This window comes from Thermosynechococcus sp. PP555 (assembly GCF_031583225.1).
In the GTDB taxonomy this organism is placed as follows: Bacteria; Cyanobacteriota; Cyanobacteriia; order Thermosynechococcales; family Thermosynechococcaceae; genus Thermosynechococcus.
In genome coordinates this window covers 56,728-82,800 of record NZ_CP134168.1, presented here as the reverse complement: position 1 = coordinate 82,800, position 26,073 = coordinate 56,728, and the positions used below count along the sequence as shown (strand labels likewise).

General features: G+C 55.1%; 22 protein-coding genes and 3 tRNA genes. 19 read left to right on the top strand and 6 right to left on the bottom strand.

Annotated features, from left to right (window positions below; all coding sequences use genetic code 11):
• Nucleotides 1-6 precede the first annotated feature (6 nt).
• Nucleotides 7-456 (bottom strand): SRPBCC family protein, encoded by a 450-nt coding sequence (locus RHH27_RS00405; protein WP_206200587.1) that lies wholly within the window; start codon nt 454-456, stop codon nt 7-9.
• On the bottom strand, nt 453-1,892 hold the full coding sequence (zds, locus tag RHH27_RS00400) for a 9,9'-di-cis-zeta-carotene desaturase (protein ID WP_302678551.1): 1,440 nt from the start codon (nt 1,890-1,892) through the stop codon (nt 453-455). Before zds ends, RHH27_RS00405 begins: the two co-directional genes overlap by 4 nt.
• Before the next feature lie 158 nt (nt 1,893-2,050).
• Here zds and RHH27_RS00395 point away from each other — a divergent pair, with 158 nt between their 5' ends.
• The 3 genes from RHH27_RS00395 to RHH27_RS00385 all read left to right on the top strand — a co-directional run bounded on the left by RHH27_RS00395 (nt 2,051) and on the right by RHH27_RS00385 (nt 4,365).
• On the top strand, nt 2,051-2,221 hold the full coding sequence (locus RHH27_RS00395; RefSeq protein ID WP_190278128.1) for a hypothetical protein: 171 nt from the start codon (nt 2,051-2,053) through the stop codon (nt 2,219-2,221).
• A gap of 108 nt (nt 2,222-2,329) precedes the next feature.
• Nucleotides 2,330-4,234 carry a sulfite reductase, ferredoxin dependent gene (gene sir, locus RHH27_RS00390; protein ID WP_302678550.1) on the top strand — a complete coding sequence of 635 codons (1,905 nt, stop codon included), beginning with the start codon at nt 2,330-2,332 and terminating at the stop codon, nt 4,232-4,234.
• A 59-nt stretch (nt 4,235-4,293) separates the two neighbouring features.
• A tRNA-Cys gene (locus RHH27_RS00385) sits at nt 4,294-4,365 on the top strand.
• Between the two features lie 15 nt (nt 4,366-4,380).
• On the opposite strand, the gene RHH27_RS00380 is transcribed toward RHH27_RS00385, so the two are convergent.
• On the bottom strand, nt 4,381-5,397 hold the full coding sequence (locus RHH27_RS00380; RefSeq protein ID WP_302678549.1) for a YheT family hydrolase: 1,017 nt from the start codon (nt 5,395-5,397) through the stop codon (nt 4,381-4,383).
• A 73-nt stretch (nt 5,398-5,470) separates the two neighbouring features.
• Between RHH27_RS00380 and RHH27_RS00375 the strand changes: the two genes are divergently transcribed.
• The 10 genes from RHH27_RS00375 to RHH27_RS00330 all read left to right on the top strand — a co-directional run bounded on the left by RHH27_RS00375 (nt 5,471) and on the right by RHH27_RS00330 (nt 21,749).
• A complete protein-coding gene (locus RHH27_RS00375; RefSeq protein ID WP_302678548.1) occupies nt 5,471-6,322 on the top strand; it encodes a hypothetical protein in 852 nt (283 codons plus the stop codon).
• A gap of 14 nt (nt 6,323-6,336) precedes the next feature.
• The gene (locus tag RHH27_RS00370; RefSeq protein WP_302678547.1) at nt 6,337-6,879 is read left to right on the top strand and encodes a hypothetical protein; all 543 of its coding nucleotides are present in this window, start codon (nt 6,337-6,339) and stop codon (nt 6,877-6,879) included.
• A gap of 48 nt (nt 6,880-6,927) precedes the next feature.
• Complete coding sequence (gene aroA / locus RHH27_RS00365; RefSeq protein ID WP_302678546.1) at nt 6,928-8,250, top strand: 3-phosphoshikimate 1-carboxyvinyltransferase; 1,323 nt, start codon at nt 6,928-6,930, stop codon at nt 8,248-8,250.
• A gap of 322 nt (nt 8,251-8,572) precedes the next feature.
• Nucleotides 8,573-9,208 carry a MerR family transcriptional regulator gene (locus RHH27_RS00360; RefSeq protein ID WP_149817113.1) on the top strand — a complete coding sequence of 212 codons (636 nt, stop codon included), beginning with the start codon at nt 8,573-8,575 and terminating at the stop codon, nt 9,206-9,208.
• Between the two features lie 58 nt (nt 9,209-9,266).
• A complete protein-coding gene (locus tag RHH27_RS00355) occupies nt 9,267-10,457 on the top strand; it encodes a response regulator (protein ID WP_302676941.1) in 1,191 nt (396 codons plus the stop codon).
• A gap of 80 nt (nt 10,458-10,537) precedes the next feature.
• Nucleotides 10,538-10,903, top strand: a complete 366-nt coding sequence (locus RHH27_RS00350) for a response regulator transcription factor (RefSeq protein ID WP_149817109.1) — start codon at nt 10,538-10,540, stop codon at nt 10,901-10,903.
• A gap of 4 nt (nt 10,904-10,907) precedes the next feature.
• Nucleotides 10,908-11,438, top strand: coding sequence for a chemotaxis protein CheW (locus RHH27_RS00345; RefSeq protein WP_149817107.1), 531 nt, complete (start codon nt 10,908-10,910; stop codon nt 11,436-11,438).
• Nucleotides 11,439-11,637: 199 nt separating this feature from the next.
• Entirely contained in the window at nt 11,638-14,805 is a 3,168-nt protein-coding gene (locus RHH27_RS00340; RefSeq protein ID WP_310742750.1) for a methyl-accepting chemotaxis protein, read from the top strand.
• A gap of 18 nt (nt 14,806-14,823) precedes the next feature.
• The gene (locus tag RHH27_RS00335; RefSeq protein ID WP_302678545.1) at nt 14,824-19,083 is read left to right on the top strand and encodes a response regulator; all 4,260 of its coding nucleotides are present in this window, start codon (nt 14,824-14,826) and stop codon (nt 19,081-19,083) included.
• Entirely contained in the window at nt 19,080-21,749 is a 2,670-nt protein-coding gene (locus tag RHH27_RS00330; protein ID WP_302678544.1) for an RNA helicase, read from the top strand. Before RHH27_RS00335 ends, RHH27_RS00330 begins: the two co-directional genes overlap by 4 nt.
• A 19-nt stretch (nt 21,750-21,768) precedes the next feature.
• Here the strand turns inward: RHH27_RS00330 and RHH27_RS00325 are convergent.
• Nucleotides 21,769-21,841 (bottom strand) — tRNA-Met (locus RHH27_RS00325).
• Between the two features lie 120 nt (nt 21,842-21,961).
• Here RHH27_RS00325 and RHH27_RS00320 point away from each other — a divergent pair.
• The 4 genes from RHH27_RS00320 to RHH27_RS00305 are packed head-to-tail and all read left to right on the top strand — an operon-like array spanning nt 21,962 to nt 24,351.
• Nucleotides 21,962-22,336, top strand: a complete 375-nt coding sequence (locus RHH27_RS00320; protein ID WP_149817099.1) for a DUF4346 domain-containing protein — start codon at nt 21,962-21,964, stop codon at nt 22,334-22,336.
• 37 nt (nt 22,337-22,373) lie between these two features.
• Nucleotides 22,374-22,826 (top strand): diheme cytochrome c, encoded by a 453-nt coding sequence (locus RHH27_RS00315; protein ID WP_225901605.1) that lies wholly within the window; start codon nt 22,374-22,376, stop codon nt 22,824-22,826.
• A 33-nt stretch (nt 22,827-22,859) separates the two neighbouring features.
• Complete coding sequence (locus RHH27_RS00310; protein ID WP_302678543.1) at nt 22,860-23,648, top strand: TIGR03943 family putative permease subunit; 789 nt, start codon at nt 22,860-22,862, stop codon at nt 23,646-23,648.
• Nucleotides 23,649-23,652: 4 nt separating this feature from the next.
• Entirely contained in the window at nt 23,653-24,351 is a 699-nt protein-coding gene (locus RHH27_RS00305) for an OB-fold-containig protein (RefSeq protein WP_206200575.1), read from the top strand.
• A gap of 16 nt (nt 24,352-24,367) precedes the next feature.
• On the opposite strand, the gene RHH27_RS00300 is transcribed toward RHH27_RS00305, so the two are convergent.
• A tRNA-Val gene (locus RHH27_RS00300) sits at nt 24,368-24,440 on the bottom strand.
• A gap of 264 nt (nt 24,441-24,704) precedes the next feature.
• On the opposite strand from RHH27_RS00300, the gene RHH27_RS00295 reads away from it, so the two are divergent.
• Both RHH27_RS00295 and RHH27_RS00290 read left to right on the top strand, forming a co-directional pair.
• Nucleotides 24,705-25,253 (top strand): thioredoxin family protein, encoded by a 549-nt coding sequence (locus RHH27_RS00295; protein ID WP_206200574.1) that lies wholly within the window; start codon nt 24,705-24,707, stop codon nt 25,251-25,253.
• A gap of 3 nt (nt 25,254-25,256) precedes the next feature.
• Complete coding sequence (locus RHH27_RS00290) at nt 25,257-25,583, top strand: hypothetical protein (RefSeq protein WP_206200573.1); 327 nt, start codon at nt 25,257-25,259, stop codon at nt 25,581-25,583.
• On the opposite strand, the gene RHH27_RS00285 is transcribed toward RHH27_RS00290, so the two are convergent.
• On the bottom strand, nt 25,564-26,064 hold the full coding sequence (locus RHH27_RS00285; RefSeq protein WP_302676933.1) for a GNAT family N-acetyltransferase: 501 nt from the start codon (nt 26,062-26,064) through the stop codon (nt 25,564-25,566). The two genes, RHH27_RS00290 and RHH27_RS00285, sit on opposite strands and share 20 nt — an antisense overlap.
• Nucleotides 26,065-26,073 lie beyond the last annotated feature (9 nt).

Genomic DNA, 26,073 nt, shown 5'->3' with positions numbered 1-26,073 from the left:
TCAACCTCAGGAAACCTGTGTGGGCTGCATTTGTTGGGCATATTCACGAAAGCGTTCGAGATCTGCTTGCAATGTACTTTCAACTACGCGGCCAAGGAAAAGGCGATCCATCATTTGTCCCAAAATTCCCGGAATGGCATAGGACACCGACAGCTTCACAATGGTGCTGCCATGGCGATCGTAAAAGCGAATTGCACCCCGATTGGGCAGCCCATCCACGGACTCCCACTGAATCATTTGGTGCTTCACTTGGCGGCAAATGCGCGATCGCCAGCTAAAGTGCCAGTTGCCCGTGGTCAATGTCCAGCGCGATAGGGTAGGGTCTTCTTCAGTGATGACCACAGATTCAATCCACTTCATCCACAGGGGCATTTTCTCCAGATCCGACCACAGTGCCCAGACGCGATCGACATCGGCTGCCACTTCAATCTGAACCGTATGCTCTAACCAACTCATCCATGACCTCCTGCCAAAATCGCTTGGGCGGCTTGTCGTCCGGACATTGTCGCGCCCTCCATGCTGTCAATGTAGTCCTGCTGCGTATAGCTGCCCGCCAAGTAAAAGTTAGGAACGGGTGTTTTTTGGGGCGGACGATAGGGATCCATGCCGGGGGCTTCGCGATAGAGGGACTGCGCTAATTTGACGACACTGTACCATGTCATGTTCAGATGGCGCGACGAGGGGAAAAGTTCATGGACTTGGCGCAGCACATGTTGGGCAATTTCTTCATTGCTGGCTTTGATGAAGGGATCACCGGGAGTAAGCACCACTTGCAGTAAGGAGCCTTGACCTTCGCGATAGTAGTCCGCTGGACTAGTGAGGGCCAGATCCGCAAAGCAGGAAAAGTCAGCATCGGCAGTGTAGAGCAGGTTATCAATACCCGTTGCCGCCACCTGTTTTTGTTTACTGCCGTCTTGCAGTTCCGTAACCCAGCCATCAAATCGCAATTGTACCGTGGCCACAGGCACGGCCTCGAGCTTAAAGATGTTGTCAAAGGTTGGGTGCGATCGCCACGCCGCCGGAATCAGGCGCTGAATCCCCGGCACATCACAGGCACACAGATAGGCATCCGCTGTAACTGTTTCTAGTTTTTCGCCTAGGGGAATCACCAACCCTTCCACCTGCCAAGTGCTCGGATCCTCGCCGCGAAAGCGAATTTCCTTCACCCGTCGCCGCAGATGAATCTTAGCCCCCCGCGCTTCAATGTAGTTCACCAAGGGTTTGAGCAGGTATTCTGCCGGTGATCCCTTGAGCATATTGAGCCGTGAGGCAGTGGTTTTGGCGGCAAACATCATAAAGATGGTCAGCATACAGCGAGCAGACATGTGCTCGGTATCAATGAAGCCAAGGGCATAGGAAATGGGATTCCAAAGGCGCTTGAGACTGTTTTCTGAGCCCCCATGGCGGCGAAACCACTCCGCAAAACTGACCCGATCTAAGGCGCGAATTTGGCGCATTGCCCCCTCATAGTCCACCAGACCCCGCACCACAGGACTGGTGCCAAGGGCAATGGCATTAAAGAATTTATCGGCAGCAGAGAGTTGACTGGTGGTGAAGAAGGCCTTGAGACCGTTGAAGGGGGCACCCAAGGGAAAGCGAAAATCCAGTTCTCCCACCTGACCACCGCGATTAATAAAGGTGTGGGTATGTTCCTTAGGTAGTAGGTTGGCGATCGCCCCCACCTTGGTCATCAGTTCGAAGAGATTGGCGTAGTTGTAAAAGAAGACATGCAGCCCCATCTCAATGTGGTTTCCATCGGCATCTTGCCAACTGCTGACTTTGCCCCCCACAAAGGGACGGGATTCATAGATTTCAACACTGTGACCGGCATCCACCAAATCCACTGCGGCGGCTAAGCCGGCTAATCCTGCACCAACAATGACAACCCGCATCGGTGATCCCAGAAAACTTTACAGATTTTAACATTTTTCGCCCCTCGGACGGTTTCTCGCGCGTTAAGAAACTTGGCAGAGACCCTTGCCCCCCAGAACCCTCGTCTATGATCAAGGTAAGTTGAAGTTTTTGAATCGCTCACGCTCACGGTGTGCTTATGGCTACGCGTCGTGTCCTCGCCTTTCCCCTCTGGCAGTATTTGAACCAACGGCTATTTAGTCCGGGCTTTACCCTCAATCCCAAACGGTTCTGGCGGCAGTATTACGATGCTTACCTCGAACGCTGCTGGCAAAAAGACTGTGCCTCCAAGGAAGAACCCTCCTGTTAATCGTTCCACAGGTTCGCTAAAATGAGATAGCTCACTTTCCCGATCAAGATTAGGGACTTTTGGCTGTCGTCATTTTAGTTACTTTCACCTGCTGGAAAAAAGAACACTATGGTTGCTTCGCCCCCCTCTGCTGATGCTGCCCTGAAACGCTCAAAAATTGAGGCTCTCAAGGAACAAAGCCAACATCTGCGGGAACCCCTAGCCACAGAACTGCTAGAACCAACGAATCGTTTTAGCGAAGAGGGGGTGCAGATCCTCAAGTTCCACGGCTCCTATCAGCAGGACAACCGCGATAACCGCGTCAAGGGTCAGGAGAAAGACTACCAGTTCATGCTGCGTACCCGCAGTCCAGGAGGGTATATTCCGCCGCAGCTCTATTTAACCTTGGATCGCTTGGCGGATGAATATGGCAACCACACCCTGCGGGCAACAACGCGGCAAGGATTCCAGTTGCACGGCATTCTCAAGAAGAATCTGAAAGCAGCGATCGCAGCCATTATTCGCAGCATGGGATCCACATTGGGCGCCTGCGGTGATTTGAACCGCAATGTCATGGCGCCACCCGCCCCCTTTCGCGATCGCCCGGAATATGCCCTTGCCTATGAGTATGCCCACCGCATTGCCGATCTGCTGACCCCACAAACCGGTGCCTACTACGAGATTTGGCTCGATGGTGAAAAGGTGATCTCCGCCGAAGAGCACCCCGATGTCAAGGCGGCACGGCAGCGCAATGGCAATGGCACAATCTTTCCCAATAACGAAGAGCCAATCTACGGCGATCACTATATGCCCCGCAAATTTAAGTGCTGTGTCACGGTGCCGGGGGATAACTCCGTAGATCTCTTCTCCCAAGATTTGACACTGGTGGTGATTATAGATGCCCAAGGCCATCTTGAGGGCTTCAATATCTATGCCGGTGGTGGTTTGGGGCGCACCCACAACAAAGAAGAAACCTTTGCCCGCATGGCTGATGAAATTGGCTTTGTCCGAGCGGCAGATGTCTATGAGGCGGTGAAGGCGATCGTGGCCACCCAGCGGGACTATGGCGATCGCTATAATCGGCGCCACGCCCGTTTGAAATACCTGATCCACGATTGGGGAGTCGAAAAATTCAAGGCCAAGGTGGAAGAATACTTTGGCAAACCCCTCGAACCCTTTCGCCCGCTGCCGCCGTGGCGCTATCAGGACTTTTTGGGCTGGCACCCCCAAGGAGATGGCAAATTCTTCTATGGCCTCTCCATTGCCAATGGCCGCATCCTTGATCAGGGGAACTTCAAACTCAAGTCGGCCCTCAAGAAAATCGTCAAAGACTTTCAGCTCCCCCTGCGGGTCACGCCTCACCAAAATCTGCTCCTGTGTGATGTTTCTCCCGATCAACAGGATGCAATTCAGCACATCCTTGAGCAGCACGGGGTGCGTGATGTCAATGCCATTGATCCCCTCGAACGCTATAGCATGGCCTGCCCGGCGTTGCCTACCTGTGGCTTGGCCATTACCGAGTCGGAACGGGCAATTCCGGGGGTACTGGAGCGGATTCGTCGCCTCATGGATCGGCTGGGACTCCAAGAAGAGCACTTTGTGATTCGGATGACGGGGTGTCCCAATGGCTGTGCCCGCCCCTACTTGGCGGAATTGGGCTTTGTTGGCATTGTCCCCGGCGCCTATCAGACTTGGGTGGGGGGGAGTCCCGATCAAACCCGCTTAGCAGAGGTCTATATTGAGCGGTTACCGATTGCCGAACTGGAAACAGCCCTAGAGCCATTGCTAGTTTTTTATCGCGATCGCCGGCACAAGGGCGAATCCTTTGGGGACTTTTGCCACCGCGTCGGCTTGGCTGCCTTGCGGGAATTTGCCGCTACCTATATTCCAGCTACCGCGACAAAGCGCTACCGCGTGGATGTGCGTGCCGATCAATACCAGCAGCTTAAGGAATTAGCAGCGGCCAAGGGCATGTCTCTGGCGGCAGTGACCCGTGAAGCCATCCAGCGTTACCTTGAGCAATCTGGTCAGTAAGCTAAAACAATCAACGATGGCAAGAGCGCTATCGGCTATAATGGGAAATTGCCAAATAGGGCGGCATAGCCAAGTGGTAAGGCAGAGGTCTGCAAAACCTTTATCCCCCGGTTCGAATCCGGGTGCCGCCTTTATACTTTCGTAGGTTATCTAGGTTGCTGCCCTAGCCAATCCAAGAGCCGATGAATCCCCCAGCAGTAGTCGGGATCGCCCCAGAGGCGTTGACACTTGCGATCGCTGGTAAAGCCCACGTGACCCCCTTGCTCTGTCATCAGCAGGGTGAGGGCAGGGTTGGCCTCGGCAATGGCTAGGAGTTCTGGCACCAGACTGGGATCAAATAGGGGATCATCGGCGGCATAGAGAATCCATAGGGGTATTGTCAGTTGCGGCAGCAGCGGCAAGGGACTACTGGCAGCGTAATACTCGGCCACACTGCCAAAGCCAAGGCGGTCAATGACGAGGGCGGCATCAAAACCGGCAATGGTGTCAATCTGGGCAACGGTGTTGAGATCAAAGATTTGAGGATGAAGGCGATGCAGGTGGCGAGCCAAGTGTTGGAGTTGACGGCTGATGGCGCGTTCAAATTGCCGTCCCCAAAAAGTCGTGCCGAGGTGGGCAAGGGAGCGGTTGGAGTCAAGGTTGGGGCAAATCACAGCCGCCCCCCCAATCTCTTTTGTCCCTTGCTGTTGGGCATACCACGCCCCCCAAAGGGCTAACTGCCCCCCCAAGGAATAGCCAACAAACCAGTAGGGCGGCCTATAGCCCAGTTCTTGGCACTGTTGGGCGATCGCGACAAAGTCTTGGCCTTCGTAAAGCCCATCACTGGTCAACGCCGGAGAAAGTTCAGCACTGCGGCCATGGGCACGCCAGTCGAAGAGCACCACATCAAAGCGGCGGGCGATCGCCCAATGGGCAAGGGTATGCAAGTACCATTGATTCTTGAGATCACCCGTAATGCCGTAGGTGGCAATGATGGTTCCGCGTGCTTGGCCAAGCCGATACCCCTCACCGTACAGGGGCACGCCCGCCGCCCCATGGAAAACATGGCTGGTTTGCGGTTGCCAAGGGTAGAGGCACCCCCAGCGTTGGACATAGGCAGTAAAGACCGTGTGGATCACGCCAGAGTGCAGCGGCAGTGGTGGCCAATAGGAGAGGGATTGCATAGAATTTAGTCATCCATCGTAAAAGAAATAGGCAAGGTTGGGCGTTTTTGGTGATTATTGTGAGGCATGGGTGATGACACGGAGCGATGATCCGCAGAGGACAGACCCCTATACCATGGAAACCTGTCTGACAGATGTCCAAGCCAACCGCTTGCTGGATGAAGTCTTTGCCGCTGTGGAGGCCGACCTCAATGAGCCAGAATCCCTAGCAGCGGTTTTAGAACCGGAACCTTCCCTCCTCGTCCCCTTTGAAGCGACAACTCCTCCTCCGCCCCCACCACCGGCGGAACCTTCTCGCTGGCTGCACCGATCGGAACCAGAGCAGGCCTTTTCTTGGGGCGATCGCTTTTTGATGGGGGTTGGCATTGCCTCCTTTGTCCTAGGAGTTGGCCTTTGGATCAGTCTGAATCGCCAACCAGTTGCAGTTGCCCCTGACGCTACGGTGACCACAACCACCAGCCCTGCGGACATTGCCTTCGCTGAGTATCTGCAAACCTCCCTTCAGCTGCTCAGCCAACGGGCCGCCCCCCCAACCCCTGCATCGCCAGCGATCGCCAGCAATTCGGTTCGCACCCCCTCAACCCCCACCCCGACGGTTGAACGCATTTACGTTCCCGTCTACCAAGCCCCCAGCGCGCCAACGGTGACCCTGCCCAATTTACCAACGGTGACAGCTCCTACGCCGGCAGCCACACCGGTACCCCCTGCCCCTACACCGGCGCCCCCCCAACATACCTTAGTTGGCATCCTCGAACTGGGCGATCGCTCAGTGGCTCTTTTTCAAAGCAATGGCCAAACACTGCGCTTGAGTGTGGGCGATACAATTGGCAACGACGGCTGGCAACTGGTACAGATTCAAAATCAGCGGGCGGTGCTACGGCGTCAAGGGGAAGTGCGCTCCCTCACTGTTGGCCAAAGTTTTTAAAAAAAGGGGCACTCATGAGCTTTTTCCGCGACTTGAATGCATTCCTAGAGCAAAAACTCGAGGACTTTATTCGTGCCAATCCGCAGCTTGAACTCAATCTACTGCTCCTTGAGCTAGAGGATCAAGAACGGGAAACCCAAGAGCGGCTACTGCGGCTGCAACAGGAAGTCAATACCTGCGAACAGCAAATTTTAGGCCTTGTTTCCGAGATTCGCCGCTGGCGCGATCGTACCCACACCGCTATGGCCGCTCAGCGTCCTGATCTGGCCGAATTGGCACGACAACGGGAGGCCGAATTGCGCCAACGGGGGGAACAATTGTGGACGCAACGCCTCGACGCCCTCAATCAAATCCCCGTTACCCAGCAGCTGCTGCAAAAGATTCGCGATCGCCGGCGAGAAATCATGAACCGTGTGCCTACCGCCAGTGCGCCCCCACCACCGCCCCCACCGCCACCACGCATGAGCAGTGACCTCAATGACCCAATTGAAGCTGAGTTTCGCCGCTTGGAACTGCAAACTGCCCTTGAGGAACTGAAGCGCTCAATGGGGCTATAGCGCAACAGACGTGGGACAATCGAGAACGCGGTTTTATCCAAATATCCCATGGCGGTTATTCAGATTACATCCGACGACACTTGGCAAATTCAGGCCGATGGCCATCCCCTGCAGGGCACCCTCCAGGTACCGGGAGATAAATCCATTTCCCACCGTGCCCTGATGTTGGGAGCAATGGCAGAGGGCACTACCCATATTGAAGGCCTGCTCGTGGGTGAAGATACCTGTAGTACCGCCGCCTGTTTTCGTGCCCTTGGTGCCGAGATTTCAGATCTCAATGCCACAGCAGTCACGGTTCAAGGCTTGGGAATTGGCCATCTCCAAGAACCCGTGGATGTCCTGAATGCCGGCAACTCTGGTACAACGATGCGGTTGTTGTTGGGGGTATTGGCAGCGCAAACAGGTCGCTTTTTTACGATGACTGGGGATGCCTCATTGCGATCGCGCCCCATGGCACGGGTCGTCACACCCTTGATGCAGATGGGTGCCCAGATTTGGGGGCGTCAACACCACAGCCGTGCCCCCTTGGCCGTTTTGGGGCAGCCCTTAGAGCCAATCACCTACTACAGTCCCATTGCCTCCGCTCAGGTGAAATCAGCGCTATTGCTCGCCGCCCTCCACACCGAAGGCACCACCATTATTCGCGAACCCCACCGCTCACGGGATCACAGTGAACGTATGCTTCAGGCCTTTGGTGCCTGTTTGAGCGTGGATGAGGGCACCTGTACGGTGAGTCTTGAAGGACCTGCGGTCTTAAAGGGTCAGAAGGTGATTGTGCCCGGCGACATCAGTTCAGCCGCCTTTTGGTTGGTGGCAGCCTCCATTACCCCTGATTCAGAACTAGTACTGACCAATGTGGGAGTTAACCCCACCCGCACCGGCATTCTCGACGTGCTTTGGGCAATGGGGGCCGAGATTACCCTTGAAAATGAGCGGCTCGTCACAGGCGAACCCGTTGCAGATCTGCGGGTGCGATCGGCAGCCCTCAAGGGAACCCGTATTGGCGGTGAATTGATTCCCCGCTTGATTGATGAGATTCCGATTTTGGCTGTGGCTGCTGCCTTTGCCGAGGGGATCACCGAAATTCGGGATGCAGCAGAACTGCGGGTGAAGGAGAGCGATCGCCTCAAGGCCGTGGCCACAGAATTGCAAAAAATGGGCGCTAAGGTCACTGAACTCAGTGATGGCCTCGATATTCAGGGGGGCGTACCCTTGCAAGGCACCCATGTGGAAACCTACGGCGATCATCGCATGGCCATGAGTCTGGCGATCGCTGCCCTCAATGCCACAGGAACCAGCCACATTCACAACGCCAGTGCGGCAGCCGTCTCCTATCCTGAATTTGTAACAACTCTGCAACAAATTGCTTGACAACACAAAAATCCCAGTAATTTTTGGGACAACTTCACTCAACACCAAACGCTGTATGCTAGCATCAAATAAATTGTTTTGGTGTCACAATGCAGCTTCGCGTTGCGTTGAACTCTCTGTAGACTTGTAATATTCAGGTGTTTACTTTCCTTGATAATTGTAAGACTAAATTAGACCCAAAATGATACAGAACCAAAAAAATACGATAATATAGTTTCACTCCTGCTCTAGGGGCGCCCTTGCGCTCTATCTGGGACAGGAAAATCCCTCTCTAACTGACTTCTTTGTTTTTTTCGTTCAAAAAAGGCTGTGTTTGCTCATCATGGCAACAATTCAAGATTTCATCCACGTTCAGGATCAATGGTCATTAGATGAGTTGGTGGAAATCGCCAACGAACTCTTACCCCAGCACCTCCCCCAGGAGGATTCCAAAAACCGTGTTTTGGAAGAGGTCAACCCGCGTCTGGTGCGCCATTACACCTCCTGCAAATTGATTGACCGTCCCGCTCGCATTGGCCGCGAAGGGCGCTACGGCTATCGCCACCTGGTGCAATTGCTGGTGGTGCGGCGGCTGTTGATGGAGGGCTATACCGCAGGTGCCATTTACAAGCTGGTGTATCGCATGAGCACCCCAGAACTGCGGGCACTCCTTGAGCAAGGGGTTCATCTGCAATTGAATCCACCCCCGATCAACCCAGCTTTGGCCTTTTTGCAACAGGTACAAGACCGCTCCGAGCATCGCTATGGGGAACCCATGCGCGTCAGTCCCAGTGTCAGCCGCCGCGAGGTACCGCCCCCGAGCCATTCACCGCAACCAGAATCTTGGAAGCGCATTGAGGTGGTGCCGGGCTTTGAGGTTCATATTCGCGATGACTTTAACTTTCCCCAGATCAATCGCGATCAGGAAGCCCTTGTGAAGCAACTGGTGCAATTGCTCTCTAGCTATACCCAGCGCTAACTGAGACTGAACTATCCGGTGTCGCGGTCAGCCCGCTGGCGATCGCTATAATAGCGCCATGGAAGGATGCCTCAACGATACGGATATTTACACGCTGTGCCAAACCCTTGCCCTTGGCCAGCGCACCGGGGAACTCTACCTCGAAGATGATGCCGGTCATACGTGGCTTCTCTTTTTGAGTCATGGCCACCTAGTGTATATTGCCGATCGCCACAGCCACAGTTTAGAGCGGTTGCAGGATCTGCTCTATGGGCAGGGCATTCCTTGGCCGAGTCCCGATAGCTTCATCGAAAGCAAAGCCGGTGCCAGTTGGGTGGAATACGAATGCCTGTGGTGGCTCCTCGATCACTGCAAGCTCAATCAAATCCATAGCGTGTGGCGGGCGCTGCTGCGGGAGAGTCTCTTTGACGTTGTTAGCCTCAATCGCGCTTGGTTCAAGTTTTATAGTGCGAGTCCCCTCACCCCCCAATGGCACAATCTCTCCCTGACAATGCTGCTCAATGACAGCCTGAGTCATCTGCGGGAATGGAAAAAACTGCATCCAGAGTTGCGTTCCCTTGATCAATCCCTCGAACTGACGGATATTAAACCCACAGGCAACGATCCAGCGGATCAGTGGTTTCGCCAACTGGAACCCTTCGTGCGCGAGCGGATCACCTTGCGCCGTCTGAGTCGGCAACTGGGACGAGATGGCGTGACGGTGGGCAAACTCCTGCTGCCCTATCTCCATCAAGGGTACTTACAAGTCAGTTCTTGGGGAACCAATGGCCACACCCGTACATTTCCCCCCCTCTCTTGGCGGCGATCGCCCCGGGTCGTGTGTGTGGATGATGCCGCCACTGTCCGTCAAGTGGTTGAATCCACCCTGCAAGCCGCAGGTTATGAAGCCACGGCGATCGCCCACCCCTTAACGGCCTTGAGTCTCATTTTCCAACTCAACCCCGACCTGATTTTCCTCGATATTGCCATGCCCGAATTGGATGGCTACGAATTTTGCACCCTTCTACGGCACACCCCTCGCTTCCGTTATACGCCGATTATTATGCTGACTAGCCTCGTTGGTTGGAGCGATCGCCTGCGCGCCAAAGTGGCCGGTGCCACTGATTACCTCAGCAAGCCCTTTTCAACTCAAGAATTGTTAACAATTACGCACCATTACATTGGTGCAGCGCCACCTGTGACCTCCTTAACAGACGAGTCCTTTGGCGACGTGCTAGAACCAAAATCAGGCCTTGAGACGCCCCGTTAGCAGGTTAGCTATCATCAACCTGTCAACCTCTTAGGCTTTTAGAATATAAAGCAAACCCTGAATTCTACGTGTAACCCCCTATGAGTAAAGTCTTAGTTGTCGAAGATAGTCCACCCCAGCGGGAAATGATCAGCGAATTGCTGGCGAAAACAGGCTTTGAAGTAACCGTTGCCACCGATGGTGTCGAGGCAATGGAGCAATTGCAGCAGAGCACGCCCGATGTGGTTGTCCTCGACATTGTCATGCCCCGCATGAATGGGTATGAAGTCTGTCGCCAAATTAAGTCCGACCCCCGCACCCAATCCATTCCCGTGGTGATCTGTAGCTCCAAAGGTGAGGAGTTTGATCGCTATTGGGGCATGAAACAGGGGGCTGATGCGTATATTACGAAGCCCTTTGACCCCAAAGAATTGGTTGGCACCATCAAGCAACTCTTGCGAGGCTAAAAAAATGTTTAGTAGCTCAGACTTACTCGCAACCAATGCCCCCATCGAAAGTGGCAATATCGATGACCTCAGAACCCCAGAGGGGGATTTACATATCCTCTTTACCATCCCTAGCGGTGATACCCTAGCCCTACCGGCTATTGGGGTACGCGAAGTTGTGGCCGTGACTCCCGATCGCATTACGCCAGTGCCCAATACCTCCAATCTGCTACTGGGGATTTTGAACTTGCGGGGGCAGGTGATTTGGGTCGCGGATACCGGTAAGTTTCTTGGCGATGACACCCCCTTGAATACCGATCGCTCTGAGCTATCGATTATTGCCATTGAAGATGATGAGTTAATGGTAGGGCTAGCAGTTCATCAAGTCCGAGGCATGGAGTGGCTCAACAATGACACCATTAAGCCCGCGACCCATGTCAGCGATCAGATGGCTCCCTTTGTCCGTGGCGAATGGGTTTTTGATGCCGAGCAACAGGACATTGTTAAGCTCTTGGATCCCCTCGCCATTTTACGCAGTGCTCGTTGGGGACTCTAAACTAGAAAAAGTAGAATCTCAATGACACTCGCCCGCAAGTGTCACGATGGAACCCATCAACACCAGTCACTTTAGGAAAATTAACACCCCCGTGCTATCTTTCCCAAGGATTGGCGCATACTTTAGTAATTAAAGCTTCCTTGATGTAGTCCCTAAGAATTCTCTGCCCCTCGTCATCGTCCATTCTGGGAGTAAGCCCATGGCATCCAGCAGCACCCAACACACCCAAGAATATCAAAAAGCGGTTGCCGCTTATGTGCAAGGCAACTATGAAGAAGCAGCCAAAATCACTGACCAGTTGGTGGGCACCCGACCGGGCGATCCAAACCTGCGGCTGCTGCGGGGGCACATTTACTGCTGTCAACAACGCTACAGCGAGGCTCAAGAGCAGTACCATGCGGTTCTCAATGCCACAACGGATCCAGAATTGATCAACTTGGCCAACGAGAGCCTTGCCAAGATTAAGGATTTGATTCCCGCTGCTGAACCTGCCAAAAACGGCGGCGAACACCACCCCCCCCTGCAAGGAGATCACACCCAACTGCAGGGGGACAATACCTTTTTGCAAACCACGCCACCCATTGTGGAACCCCAAGCCGCAAACCCTTCAGAGGAATTGAGTCTTGATCACTTTGATGACTTTGGTAGCGATTTAGGGACAAGTAACCCCTTTGACGATCTTGAGGTGGGCGGCATTGAGGAAGAATTTGGCGCCAGTTTAGAACAGGGTGCCTTTAATCCCTTCGACGAAGATGCGGCGGTTCAGGATCCCTTTGCCTTTTCGGCCAATTCTTTGGAGGAGCCAGTCGCGGACATTCCAGAAATTCCCATCGGCGAATCCGTGCAGCCCCTAGGTACAGAGTCCATCAGTGATGATGATGTCACAATGCTCATGGGAAGTTCTCCTTTGACCCCGTCCGAACCGGCCAGACCTATTTTTGATGGTGAGACATCAGAAAGTACTGCGGCTCCGTTTCAAGAAATGACACCCCCCGCCCTCGAAACATTTGATGATGCCTTTGCTGCTGAAGTAGCTGTATCTGAAGAGAGTCTCTTTGGGGGGCTTACAGAATCGGGAGAAGCCAACGCTTCTGAAGAGAGCCTTTTTCCCGGTCTTGAGGAATCCCCAGCGGCAAATATGTCGGCAGAAAGTCTCTTTGGCGATATTGAGGAAGCCCCAGCAGCCAGCATTTCTGAAGAGAGCCTCTTGCCAAATCTGACGGAATCCGTTGAGACCAATGTTCCTGAAGTCTCTACCTCTGCCGCTGGTATCAGTGATTTGTTGACCAATGAGGCGGCAGATGCCATTGAATTGTTGCCGCAGCCGGAATTAAGTTCCTCTGATGCAGCCGAGGAGGAAGACGATCTCTTTGGCGACTTTTCAGCTTCCCTTGAGGCTTTTGAAGCCCCAGATATTGTGGCAGAACCCCTGTCTCCTGAGGCCTTTGACCCCGCTACCTTTGAGGATGAGCAAACGATCGCCATGTCTGAGTTTCCCGCAGGTGAAACCGTTAGGGAGCCAGAGGCACCAGCGATCGCGCAAGGGGAAGCGAGCTCTGGTGGTGCTGAACCCTTTGAATCCATTGCCGACTTTAACCTAGAGGATCTCTCCTTTGGCAATGCAGATCTCTCCGGTGCGGGATTTGATGATGAAATGACCATTGCCAATCCTCAAGTGCATGGTATGGGGGCTGTTGGCTCAGATGCCACCGTGATGGCCGATGCCGGCACCGAGACCTTTGCAGTTTTACCGGATGAATTTGATCTCAGCCAGCAAAGTCTTGAGGACTTGGCCGATTTTAGCCTCGACCTGAGTCAAAGCACTGCTAGCCGCGCTGAAACCCCACCCCCTGCAGCAAGTCAGGATCTGTCAGCCTTTACCGAGCAAGTACCCGTTGCAGCACCAGCAGCTACTGCGCCAACACCTTCCCGTAGTCCTAGTCCTGTGGCTAGAACAGTCCCAGCAACCTCAACGGCCACGAGTTCCTTTGGCCAGCAAAACATTACCTCAGCCGTAACCAGTGGTGTCCTTTCCGCCTTGGCTGCGGGTGCCGTTAGTTTAGGCTTTAGTGCCTCCGGCCCTGCGCCTTTAGTGAGTGGTACTGCTGCTGGTCTCACCGCCGGGGTGGCCGTCTATGCCATGGGGCAGCGCAGTGTCAGCCGCATCAAGCGCTTCTGTACGGATTTGCAGGCACAGTGTAATGCCGTGATTGCCGGTGATATGACGGCGCGGGTGCCGGTCACCAGTAACGATGAACTGGGACTCTTGGCACAAAGCTTTAACCAAATGACGGATACCATCCAGCAAATTACTGCTGATGCCCAGAAAAAAGCAGAGGAAAACGAACGGCAGCGGGATGATTTACAGCGCCAAGTGATCCGACTCCTCGATGATGTGGAGGGGGCTGCCCGCGGTGACCTGACCGTACAAGCGGAAGTGACAGCGGACGTGCTCGGCGCAGTGGCCGACTCCTTTAACCTGACAATTCACAACCTGCGGACGATTGTGCAACAGGTGAAAATTGCCGCCCAGCAGGTGAGTCGCGGTGCGGCAGAAAACGAAACTTTTGCCCGTAGTCTCTCAGCAGATGCTCTGCGGCAAGCGGAGGAGCTAGCCGTCACCCTGAACTCGGTGCAGATGATGACCAATGCGATTCAGCGGGTGGCCGAAAGTGCCCAAGAAGCTAATGAGGTGGCACGCAATGCTTCAGAAACAGCCCTCCGTGGTGGTGAGGCGGTGGAACGCACAGTGGCGGGTATTTTGCAAATTCGGGAAACGGTGGCCGAGACCACCCGCAAGGTGAAGCGCCTAGCGGAATCTTCCCAAGAGATTGCCAAGATTGTCGGTGTGATCTCGTCGATCGCCAACCGCACGAACCTGTTGGCCTTGAACGCCAGTATTGAGGCCGCACGAGCTGGGGAAGCAGGTCGGGGGTTTGCGGTGGTCGCCGATGAGGTACGCCAACTGGCAGACCGCGCAGCCAAAGCCTCGAAAGAAATTGAGCAGATTGTGTTGCAAATTCAAAGTGAAACCGGCGCGGTGATGACCGCCATGGAAGAAGGGACACAGCAGGTGATTGAGGGGACGAAGCGGGCTGAACAGGCCAAGCACTCCCTTGAGGACATCATCCAAGTGTCGTCGCAAATTGATACCCTTGTGCGCTCGATTACCAACGCTACGGTCGAGCAAACAGAATCGGCGCGAGCCATGGCTCAGGTGATGCAATCCATTGAGTTGACAGCGCAGGCCACCTCTCAGGAGGCACAGCGGGTGTCTGACTCGTTGCAAGGTCTAGTGAGTGTGGCGCGCAACTTGCAGGCATCGGTGGAACGGTTCCGCGTTGAAAATACTGAAGATCAAGCCTAAGCAATCCGGGAGGGGGCTATGCAAAGCGATCAACAAAAGCGCATTCTTGGCTACTTCATTGAGGAGGCGCAGGAACACCTGACCACCATTGAAGACAGTTTGATGAATCTCCAGCAGGTGGTCAATGACCCCGAGGCGATGAGTGAAATGTTTCGGGCAGCCCACTCCGTCAAAGGGGGAGCGGCTATGCTCGGACTCCATAGCATTCAGCACACCGCCCACAAGCTGGAGGACTACTTCAAAATTCTGCGGGAACACCCCGTAACGGTGGATGAAACCCTAGAGCAACTCTTTTTGCAAGCCTTTGATGCGCTGCGGGAACTCCTCGATGAATTGCAAGGCCCCTTTGGTTTGACGGAGGAGACAGCAACGGCAACGCTGAATCGGGTGGAGCCAGTCTTCAATCAACTGCAAGCCCACTTGAGCCACCTGACCCAAGGAGCAGAGGTGGCGCCCCCTGTAGCTGCGCCTTCTCCCCCTGTGGCCGAACCTGTTAAGCCGCCGGTGCAACCCGTTGCTGACTCCAGCTACCGCTTAGTCTTTCAAACGGAGGTGCCCGATCGCTTGCGGGCAATGTTGCAACTCTTTAAGCAACCCGATTCGCCCCAAGTGCGGCAAGAATTGGCGGAGGCCTGTTCTAATTTGGGTCAATTGGGGGAAACCTTTGCGCTGCCCCAGTGGGTTGAACTGCTGGCGATCGCCCAACAGGCGGTGAGTAACACAGCTCAGCCCCTCACGGCCTTGGCACCCGTGGTGATCAAAGAGATTATGGCGGCTCGCGACTTGGTGCTCAATGGTCAAGGCAGTGCGATTCGTCCCAGTGACAGTTTAGTGGCGCTTCAGCCCCCTGTGATTGAGGAAGCGCCGGCTGTTGTTCCAGAAGCGCCAGAGCCTGTGGTCTTAGAATCAGCTCCCGTCACCCTTGAGGAACCACTGCAACCCCTTGAAATGGCCTCTGAGGTTGCTCCGCTAGAGGTGAGGGTGCCTGAAGAAGAGATTTCCGAGCCAATGGAGCCAATGAGCAGCGGTGGCGATGGTGTCACTGTTTTTGGTGAGGAGAGTGGGACTGATTTCCAAGAATTGAGTGACATTTTTAGTGATGCCACAGCGCTGCCGACGGCCTGGCTGGAGGACACCCTTGAGGGGGATTTGGCCAGTTTAGAGCTGGGGGATGAAGCGGCCTTTGATGAGGAGATTTCCGACTTTTTGAACATAACCGCTGCTGAGGAGTTGCCTGAGGCAGAACCCCGCCTTGATGCCATTCTCGATGAAATTGAAGAACTCTCGGGTGAGCTGGTCTCTGCGGAGGTGGAGGAAGCCCCCCTCGATGACCTCACGCCGCCAGCGATCGCCGAAAGTATGGCTGAGGCCCTTGAGGCGCCCTTGACACTTGACCGTCCTCTTGAGGAGAGTGCAGCCGCAGAACCCGCCGAACTTGGTCTGGATGCATTTCTTGAACAATTCGCCGAGGAAGCCCCCTCAGAGATGGCCGCTCTTGATGAGGCAGTTGCTTCCCTAGAAGACTTTTTGGGTGAGGTGGAAACCACTGAGGCTCCCGATCTGCTTCCCTTAGAAGAGGACTTTGAGATCCCTGCTCTCAGTGATGTTGCTGAGGATGTGGCTGAGTTCCTCGAAGAGGTGCCGGGTCTCAACGATGTCCTAGAAAACTTGGTTGTGGATAATGCGGCGGAAGAAGCCCTCGCGGAATTTATTGCCCCGCCAAGCCCTGATGATCCTTGGGCAGAAACGCTATCCGAGGCACCGGCGATCGCTGAGCCAAGTATGCCTGAAGTGACAGCGGCAAATATTGCTGAACCCGAACCCCTAGTGGAGGAGATTGTACCCGCTCCTGAGACTGCTAGCATTGCCGAGCGAGAATCCCTCATGGAAGCCTCCTTCACCTCTCCTGAAGCTGCAGGCATGACGGAACCCGAAGCGGTGGTGGAGGAATCCATTCCCTCCCCTGAAGCTGCCAGCATGGCTGAACTGGAGGCACTGATGAATGATGCCACTGTGCCTGCCACCCCCGAAAGCGTCCTAGAGGAATTGGAGGGGTTGATTGAGCAAAGTGCAACGAGTACAACCCCAGCTGAGGCTGCCACGTTCAACGAATTGGATCAGCTTTTAGAGACGGTGGCGCCACCGGCCTTTGAGGATCTCGAGCAACTCTTGGGTCAAGCCACCCCTACGGCACCCACCCCACCGCCGGCCACAACAGCCCCCTCGACTGCGGATGATAGTTTTGCCGATTTAGAGAAATTAATTCCCCAACCCGCAGGGAGTAGTGCGAAGGCGGCCACTCCTCGCCGAGCCGGGGCAGGGCCAAAAGGTAGCGCCTTGGTGGAGCAAACCATGCGGGTACCCGTACGCCACCTCGATACCTTGAGTAACCTCGTTGGGGAGTTGGTGGTCAACCGCAATAGCCTCGAAGACACCCAAGAACGCCTGCGGCAGTTTCTTGATAACTTGCTCTACCAAGTCCAACAACTTGGGGATGTCAGCCAACAAATGCAAGACCTCTACGAGCGATCGCTCCTTGAGAGTTCACTGTTGGGCGTAACGACAGCACGGGCAGCCAATGGCCAAGGGGAACGGGGAACCCACGCCACGGGGGTCGAGTTTGATGCCTTGGAAATGGATCGCTTTACCGGTTTCCACACCCTCTCTCAGGAGGTGATTGAGCGGATCGTGCGGGTGCGGGAGGCAGCGGATGACATCCAGTACGTGATTGATGAAGTGGAGCAGGTGGCACGGCAGTTTCGTCAAGTCACTACCCAAGTTCAAGAGGGGTTGAGCCGCTCACGAATGGTGCCCTTCCGTGAAATGTCTGTCCGCTTGCCGGGTGCCGTGCGCCGCGTTGCCAGTACCATTGGCAAACAGGTGGAACTGAAGATTGAAGGGGAAGATACCCTCATTGACAAGGGCATCCTCGAAAAGCTCTTTGACCCGATGACCCACCTGATCAATAACGCCGTCTATCACGGCATTGAACCCCCCGAAGAGCGGCGGCGATTGGGCAAACCTGAAAAAGGCCTGATTCGCGTGCGAGCCTTCTATCAAGGCAGTCAAGCGATTATCTCCGTCAGTGACGATGGGGCGGGGATTGACCCAGAACGGGTAAAACGCAAGGCAATCGAGAAGGGTCTCCTGAAGGAGGCGGATGCCCCCAACCTGTCGCGCCAAGAGGTCTATGCCTTCCTCTTTCAGTCGGGATTTAGCACCAAAGATCAAGCCGATGCCCTTGCCGGTCGCGGTGTGGGGATGGATGTGGTGCGCAAAAATCTGGAGGACATTCGCGGCACGATTAACATTGACTCTACGGTGGGCAAAGGCACCACCTTTACGATCCGCTTGCCGCTGACGCTGAGCATTACCAAAGCCCTCTGCTGCATTGATAACCACTGCCGCATTGCTTTCCCCATTGACGGTGTGGAGGATATGCTGGATATTCCCCAAGAGCGCATCCAAACCCTAGAAGATGGTCAACGTGTCCTCTCGTGGCACGATCGCCTGCTGCCAGTGCGTAAACTTGGGGACTTGCTCAAGTACAGCCGCAATATTAGCCGCAGCAATGTCTATGGCGGGAGCAGCCAAGACGATGGCATGGTCTCAATTGTTGTGCTGCGCAGCGGCGATGATCTCGTGGCCATGGAGGTGGATCAGGTCATCGGCGAACAGGAAATCGTGATTAAGCAGTTGTCTGGACCGGTGCCGAAGCCGGTGGGGGTAGCGGGAGTCACAGTTCAAGGGGATGGTCGCGCGATGGCGATCGCCGACGTGCTGGAAATTATTGACCTGTCCCTAGGACGCATGGATCGCGACTGGCGTGGCTTTGGTCACACCATGGATGTTGCGGAACCCGAGGAAGCCTCCGAACCCTTGGTGCTGATTATCGACGACTCGATTACAGTGCGGGAGTTGCTCTCAATGACCTTTACGCGGGCAGGCTACCGCGTTGAGCAGGCACGGGATGGTCAAGATGCGTGGGAAAAACTGCGCTCTGGCTTGCCCTGTGACTTAGTCTTTTGTGACATTGAGATGCCACGCATGGATGGCTTGGAGTTGCTCTCGCGGATTCAAAAAGATCCCAAACTCAACCATCTGCCGATCGCCATGCTGACCTCACGGGGCGCCGATCGCCACCGCAAGATGGCCGCACAACTGGGGGCACGGGGCTACTTTACGAAGCCCTATCTCGAGGAGCAATTACTGGATGCGGCGGCACGGCTCCTCAGGGGTGAAGTTCTGGTGCAGCAGGAGCCGACACCTACCCCATGAGTGAGCGATCGCCGGCCCTAGCAGACTTCCTTGCCCAACTCCCCTTTGAACTGGATGCCTTTCAAGAAGCGGCGATCGCTGCCCTTGATGCCGGTCGCTCTGTGGTGGTCTGTGCTCCTACGGGGTCAGGTAAAACCCTCATTGGTGAGTATGCGATTCACCGTGCCCTGACGCGGCAGCAGCGGGTTTTTTACACCACCCCCCTCAAGGCACTCTCCAACCAGAAGTGGCGTGACTTTCAGCAGCAGTTTGGTGCAGAGCAGGTCGGCCTCTTGACCGGGGATGTCTCGATTAACCGCGATGCCCCGATTCTGGTGATGACGACGGAAATTTTCCGCAATATGCTCTACGGCACTCCCATTGGCGAAGTGGGTACCTCCCTTGCGGGGGTTGAAGTGGTGGTGCTCGATGAATGCCACTACATGAACGATCGCCAGCGGGGCACCGTTTGGGAAGAATCGATCATCTACTGCCCCAAGGAAATTCAACTAGTCGCCCTCTCCGCCACGATCGCCAACGGCGAACAACTCACCGACTGGATTCAATCCGTCCATGGGGATGCTGAACTGATCTACTCCGACTGGCGACCGATACCGCTGCACTTTTACTTTTGCAACGGCAAGGGACTCTTCCCCCTCTTGGACGGCCAACGCAAACGCCTCAACCCGAAGCTCCACGGCCAGCCCGAACTGCGGCGACGCGGCGGCAAGCGGGACTTTTTGAGCATCCGCTACGTGGTCAGCCAACTGCAACAGCGGGAGATGCTGCCGGCCATTTACTTTATCTTTAGTCGGCGCGGCTGTGACCAAGCGGTTCAAGAGGTCCTGGGCATGAATCTCCTCACCAAGGCAGAACAGCAAGCACTAGCGGAGCGGGTCGAGGCCTTTTTGGCACAACATCAGGACATTGTTGCCCCGCAAATGATTGCCCCCCTCTACCAAGGGATTGCCGCTCACCATGCCGGGGTGCTACCCGTGGTGAAAACCCTTGTGGAAACCCTCTTTCAAGAAGGCCTGATCAAACTCGTCTTTGCCACGGAAACGCTGGCCGCAGGGATCAATATGCCCGCGCGCACCACCGTCATTTCCACCCTTTCGAAGCGCACCGACAGTGGTCATCGCCTCCTGACGGCCTCTGAATTTTTGCAAATGGCAGGGCGAGCCGGCCGCCGCGGTATGGATACCGTGGGTCATGTGGTGACGCTGCAAACCCCCTTTGAGGGCGCCCATGAAGCGGCATTTTTGGCCACCGCCGCCCCGGATCCCCTCATTAGCCAATTTACCCCCAGCTATGGCATGGTCTTGAACCTGCTCCAACGCCACACCCTTGAAGAAGCGCGGGAATTGGTGGAGCGCAGTTTTGGTCAATACTTGGCCACATTGCAACTCACGCCCCAACGGCAGGCGATCGCCCAACTGGAAACGGAATTGCAAACCGTGCAACAACGCCTCACAGGCATTGATCGGCAGCAACTAGCGCAGTATCAAAAGCTGCGGGAACGGCTACGACAGGATCAACGCCTCCTGAAAATCCTCGAACAGCAGGCGGAGCAGGAACGTGCCCAAGAACTCCTCCCCTTTATGATGGCGGTGCCGCCGGGGACATGGCTCCATATCAAATCCCCCCTGCGAGACCATCCCCCCTTAGCCGCCGTCCTCTGTCAACCCGTTGCTGGTTCCGGGCAGTTGCCCCACTGGCTGTGCCTTGCGGCTGATGGTCGCTTTCGGGTCGTTGGCATTGATGACATTTTGGCTGTCTATCCCGATCGCCCCCCCTGTAGCAATCTCCCCCCGCCCCCAGAGGCAATGAAACTGCGCCTAGGGGAAAGTTATCCCTGCAATGAGGCGAATCACTACCTCGGTACCCTCCCGGATCTGCCACCTGTCTTAGCCGCGCCGGAAGTGGCGGCCCAAGCCGCTAAAATCGCTGACCTTGAGGCCAAACTCACGCAACTCCAAGCCAGTCTGCCGCAAAATGTCCATTCGCTGCTACGCTTAGTTCGTCGCGAAGAACGGCTACAAACGGAACTGCGCGATCGCCAGCACAAGCTCCAGCAACAGTCCCAACGCCACTGGGAGCAATTTCTTGCCCTCATTGCTGCCCTGCAGGACTTTGGTGGCCTCAACGACCTAACCCCCACCCCCCTTGGGGAAATGGCCGCTGCTCTGCGCGGCGAAAATGAACTGTGGTTGGCTCTGGCCTTGGCCTCTGGTGAACTCGATGACTTGCCCCCCCACCTCTTGGCGGCAGCGATCGCAGCTCTAGTGACTGAAACGCCCCGTTCCGACAGTTGGTGCAACTACCCCATTCCCAGTGAAGTGGAAGAACGCCTTGCCGCCCTTAGTCCGATTCGCCGCCGACTGTTTCAGGTGCAGCGTCGCCATCACATCATCTTTCCCCTCTGCTACGAGTGGGATCTCATTGGCTTGGTAGAGCAGTGGGCCTTGGGCACGCCGTGGCATGAATTGTGCACTGAAACCAATCTCGATGCCGGCGATATTGTGCGGTTGCTGCGGCGCACCCTCGATTTTCTTTCCCAGATTCCCCATGCGCCCCACACCAGTCCCCAACTCCGCCAAAGCGCCCAGCAGGCACGCTACCTCCTCGATCGCTTCCCCGTGAATGACTTGCTAGAAGGAGTCGAGCTAGAGGCAGCAACCGTATAGTTTGAATCGTCATAAGAAGTGGCTCAGGCGGGATTTGAACCTGCGACCTTGGGCTTATGAGTCCCCTGCTCTAACCACTGAGCTACTGAGCCGAAATTTTTGCGCAATTCTCATTATAACGCGAATGTCCCAAAACTCAAGGCTCGGCCCGCAGATTCCAGTCGAGTTCGCCGTACAATAATAGAGTGGATCCATTAGAGGAAAGATAGGCGTTGAGCAAAGCAGAACGCACGGCGCTTGACAACAAGCTATCGCAGCGATTTATTCATCTCGATCCGGCAGGGTATTTCATTATCTACATTGACCCTGCGCAAGAACTGATCTGGATGAAACACTATCCCAATGACATCAATGAGAAGGGCTTAGCGGTGGATCCCGATACGGGAGAACCCATTCCCACCAAAGGGAAAGTAACGCGGGAACCCGATCTAGTACTTAGCGGTCGAACAGCCAAGGAGTTGTGCATTGAACTCTTTGAAAAGGATCGCCAACTGGTGACGATGTTTGACCATGCGGCCTATCTCGGCCGAGAACTGATGCGGGCACAGTTTTGTTTGGATGAAGGGCTTGAGTATATCCAAGATTAGACAACACTGGCGCTGGGGGGTAGGGGCAGTTCTTTTGATGCTCTGTGCCCTAGTGGGTACAGCCTTAGCAGCGATCGCCACCCCCGACTGGAGCGGTACCGTCGATGTTTTGCCCTTGAATGCCCAGTTGGGAGCGCAAATCTATCTGCGGCGCTGTGGCAGTTGTCACCTCGCAGTCCCCCCGGAAACATTGCCCACTCCGGCATGGCAGGTACTGATTCAAGATACCAATCACTACGGCGCAACCCTCGAACCCATTCCCCGCCCAGAGCTGGTTCCCCTGTGGAACTATTTGCGCACCTATTCGCGACCCCTGCCCAACGATGCCCAAATTCCCTTTCGCGTCGGGCGATCGCCCTTCTTTCGTATCCTCCATCCCCGTGTTGCGGTGCCGCAGCCCGTCACCCTCGATGGTTGTGCCCAGTGCCATCCCAAGGCCACCCTCTTTAACTTTCGTGAGCTAAGCCCGCAGTGGCAGGATTCCCCCTAGAATGTTTAGGGATGGCGAATTTTCCACCGCCCGATGTTTTCTAGCTCCTCCAATCGCTATTCTCCGCGTGTCCAACGCATGATGATGCGCCGTCGCTGGCTACAGCAAGAGTGGTGGACGGTTGGGGCACTTCTCCTCTGGGGAATGTTGTTTCTTCGATATTGGTGGCAGGGGCGACTGGGGTTACTAATTCACCCCAACTATTTTGCGCTGGCGATCGCCGCTGGGTTTCTTTTAGTTGCTGTGAGTGGTTGGCAAGGGTGGCGGTTATGGCGGGGGCGAGTGACACCTGTGCAGCATGTTGCCCTCTTACCGGCTCGTTGGACGCTCAGTATTCTGATTTTCGCGGCAGTCGTGGGTTTGGTGATTACGCCCCGTCCTTTCAATAGTGCCACGGCCATTCATCGCGGTCTCGAGGATGGCTTGACAGTGACCCGCAATAGTCCAGTGGCCTTTCGCCTCAATCAACGGCCTGAGGAGCGGACGCTCATTGACTGGATTCGCACCCTTGATGTCTATCCCGAACCCGATGCCTATAGGGGGTTGCCCGCTCGCATTGAGGGATTTGCGGTTCATAGTCCCCAACTGCCAGAGACTTATCTCACGCTCACCCGTTTTGTCATTACCTGTTGTGCAGCGGATGCCTATCCTGTGGGACTGCCCGTGAAATTGGGGCGATCGCGCCAAGCCTATCCCCAAGATCAGTGGTTTCGCGTTGAAGGTCGGATGACCACAGAAACCCTCAACGACCGCCGCCAATTGGTATTGGTTGCTGAGACGATAACGCCGATTCCTGAGCCTGAAAATCCCTTTATGTACTAAGGCAATGCTATTTCACTTGATTCACACTCCCTACTGGATTGTCTTGGGCATGGGGGTCTTGCTCTTTTTGACGGTGATCTTTGGCGATGTGGGCGCTGAAGAGGTCGAGCTAGAGGGAGATGCCGATCCCTTGGAAGTGGAGGTCGATCTAGAGGAGGGCATCTCATTTCTGACAATTTTGCATTGGTTGGGGGTGGGGAGAGCGCCCCTCATTCTCTTGCTCGCCTTAGACTTTAGCCTTTTGGGCGTGCTGGGCTGGTTTTTTAATGTTCTCTTTTACACCCTGAGTGGCAGTTGGCCGGGGGTGGTGTGGTCTGGGGTGATTGCGATCGCGGCACTGCTGTTGGCGCTAACAATTGGGGGGCTGTGTTCACGGCCTTTGGGGCAAATTTTTGCGCAGTTTAGTGAAGATACCAGTCGCGATCGCCTGCTGGGGTGCAGTGGCCACGTCAGTTCTGCCCATATTCCCCACAGTGGTACTGGTATTGGCCAAGTGAGTGTTTTGGATGCCAATCGCAATCGGCTGATTCTGCCGGCAGTGCTCCCCCCTTGGGCAACGGTCACCCCCCAGCATGGTCAGGAGATTTTAATTATTGATCACCAAGAGAATGAGTACATCGTCGTGGCCAAAGACAGCTTGGATGAAGCCACATGGTTACGCCAGCAGCGGCAATCTCAGATCAAAGATAGCGAAGATTCCTGAGGCATTGATTTTAGGATGGGCGGTGAGGGACTCGAACCCCCGACAGCCTCGGTGTAAACGAGATACTCTACCAACTGAGTTAACCGCCCAAGTTCCAGAATATCTATCATAGCATAAGGTATAGCCTGTTTCTAAAAAACGGTACACAAAGCGGATAGGAGCTTGTTCTATGACTCTGTGAACGGGGAATCTCCTGCTATACGCCTAGCGTTAGCGGGATGAGTGTCAAAGAAGTTTGAACCTTTCAAGGCCGTTCAATCCCTGTGAAAAGCGCTGTGTTACGTCAACATGGGGCAACTCTTGGGAAGAAAATCCGCTAGGATCAACGTGTTAAGACGTGCAAGGAATGCCCTATGGGAGCAGCAACGGCAGCCAGTGGTCAACGGTTACGGAATTTTGTGATTGCTGTTGTCGCCATTCTCATTAGTCTTGCCCTATTGGCGGGTCTGCGCAGTAGCAATCAACCCCTCACCCTCGCCGAGCAAGCCCGCCAAGCCACCCCTTGGGAGGAGGCTCAAGTCAATGGCAAGCCGACACTTTTGGAGTTTTACGCCAACTGGTGTAGCACCTGTCGCGCCATGGCCAAGGATTTGGCGGAATTAAAGGCGCAATATCGCGATCGCCTGAACTTCGTCATGCTGAATGTGGACAACACCAAGTGGCTACCGGAAATTGAGCGCTTTAATGTGGATGGCATTCCCCATTTTGTCTTTCTGAATCGGCACTTGGAACCCCAAGCGGTGGCGATCGGCCTGCAACCCAAGGAAGTGATGGCCAAAAATCTTGAAGCCCTCAGCAATAACCTCCCCTTGCCCTACGGTCAACTGACGGGTGAAATGTCCCAACTCACGAGTCCCCTCGCCCGCCAACGCAGTGATGATCCCCGCAGTCATGGGGGCTAGGTTGTGGAACCCCAAGATGAGGTGCGTCAGGTTTATGAAGAGACGCAAACACGGATGGCAGAGCTTTACCGTGAGTACGAGCAGATCAAAGCCACCCAAGCACGGTTAAAAGGACGTAATCAGGCTGCCCTAGATCAAGAGCGCGATCGCCTCGTCCAAGAGCTGCGGCAACTAGAGGCGGAGTTTGGCCTGACCCTCCTGTTCCATTTAGGGGAAGCAGCGCGGGAATGCTGGCAGGACATTCTGGCTCAAGAAAACTTTTGGCACTTTGTCCGCTTTGCTGGTTTGGGATTTGTCCTTGGCCTCCTCGTTAAGAGCCTGACGGGTTAGTCAACTGCCCAAGGTTTAAGGCCGTTTGCCAGAGTCCGGGCCGCGAATTGGGAATCGGCATGGCACCAACGGTCTTTGCATAAAAGTCCTCTGAGGAAACCCAGCCAATCACGGCATAGGCATAGCCCGCTGCCTGCATCTGAGCCAAGGTTAACTGCAACAGCAGGCGACCAATCCCCCGCCCGCGATAGGGTTCGGCCACAGCCATTGGCCCAAACAGTCCCAGGGCGGCTGCATCGTAGCAGGCAAAGCCTAGAAGTTCGCCATTTTCAACGGCAATCAGTCCCCGTGGCGGACGCTGACTCAAGGCAAGAGCCACTTCACTGCGCCAACCGGCACTAAAGCGATCGCCCACCCACTGGACGATGCCATCCACTTCTGACCCCAAAGGCTGGCGGTAGTGAATCCCCTGCTGCTGATGCGCCATGACGGCGGGCCAATCCACCGCTAGCTCGTAGAGCTTGACCAGCATATCGGTCATTTGGGCAGC

Bases quoted from the DNA above. Each gene is read 5' to 3' on its own strand.
- RHH27_RS00405 (WP_206200587.1), bottom strand. From the start codon at position 456: ATGAGTTGGTTAGAGCATACGGTTCAGATTGAAGTGGCAGCCGATGTC.
- RHH27_RS00355 (WP_302676941.1), top strand. From the start codon at position 9,267: ATGGAAGGATGCCTCAACGATACGGATATTTACACGCTGTGCCAAACC.
- RHH27_RS00310 (WP_302678543.1), top strand. From the start codon at position 22,860: ATGTTTTCTAGCTCCTCCAATCGCTATTCTCCGCGTGTCCAACGCATG.
- aroA (WP_302678546.1), top strand. From the start codon at position 6,928: ATGGCGGTTATTCAGATTACATCCGACGACACTTGGCAAATTCAGGCC.
- RHH27_RS00370 (WP_302678547.1), top strand. From the start codon at position 6,337: ATGAGCTTTTTCCGCGACTTGAATGCATTCCTAGAGCAAAAACTCGAG.
- RHH27_RS00340 (WP_310742750.1), top strand. From the start codon at position 11,638: ATGGCATCCAGCAGCACCCAACACACCCAAGAATATCAAAAAGCGGTT.
- RHH27_RS00330 (WP_302678544.1), top strand. From the start codon at position 19,080: ATGAGTGAGCGATCGCCGGCCCTAGCAGACTTCCTTGCCCAACTCCCC.
- RHH27_RS00380 (WP_302678549.1), bottom strand. From the start codon at position 5,397: ATGCAATCCCTCTCCTATTGGCCACCACTGCCGCTGCACTCTGGCGTG.
- RHH27_RS00315 (WP_225901605.1), top strand. From the start codon at position 22,374: ATGCTCTGTGCCCTAGTGGGTACAGCCTTAGCAGCGATCGCCACCCCC.
- zds (WP_302678551.1), bottom strand. From the start codon at position 1,892: ATGCGGGTTGTCATTGTTGGTGCAGGATTAGCCGGCTTAGCCGCCGCA.
- RHH27_RS00335 (WP_302678545.1), top strand. From the start codon at position 14,824: ATGCAAAGCGATCAACAAAAGCGCATTCTTGGCTACTTCATTGAGGAG.
- RHH27_RS00295 (WP_206200574.1), top strand. From the start codon at position 24,705: ATGGGAGCAGCAACGGCAGCCAGTGGTCAACGGTTACGGAATTTTGTG.
- RHH27_RS00345 (WP_149817107.1), top strand. From the start codon at position 10,908: ATGTTTAGTAGCTCAGACTTACTCGCAACCAATGCCCCCATCGAAAGT.
- RHH27_RS00375 (WP_302678548.1), top strand. From the start codon at position 5,471: ATGACACGGAGCGATGATCCGCAGAGGACAGACCCCTATACCATGGAA.
- RHH27_RS00305 (WP_206200575.1), top strand. From the start codon at position 23,653: ATGCTATTTCACTTGATTCACACTCCCTACTGGATTGTCTTGGGCATG.
- RHH27_RS00395 (WP_190278128.1), top strand. From the start codon at position 2,051: ATGGCTACGCGTCGTGTCCTCGCCTTTCCCCTCTGGCAGTATTTGAAC.
- RHH27_RS00350 (WP_149817109.1), top strand. From the start codon at position 10,538: ATGAGTAAAGTCTTAGTTGTCGAAGATAGTCCACCCCAGCGGGAAATG.
- sir (WP_302678550.1), top strand. From the start codon at position 2,330: ATGGTTGCTTCGCCCCCCTCTGCTGATGCTGCCCTGAAACGCTCAAAA.
- RHH27_RS00285 (WP_302676933.1), bottom strand. From the start codon at position 26,064: ATGACCGATATGCTGGTCAAGCTCTACGAGCTAGCGGTGGATTGGCCC.
- RHH27_RS00360 (WP_149817113.1), top strand. From the start codon at position 8,573: ATGGCAACAATTCAAGATTTCATCCACGTTCAGGATCAATGGTCATTA.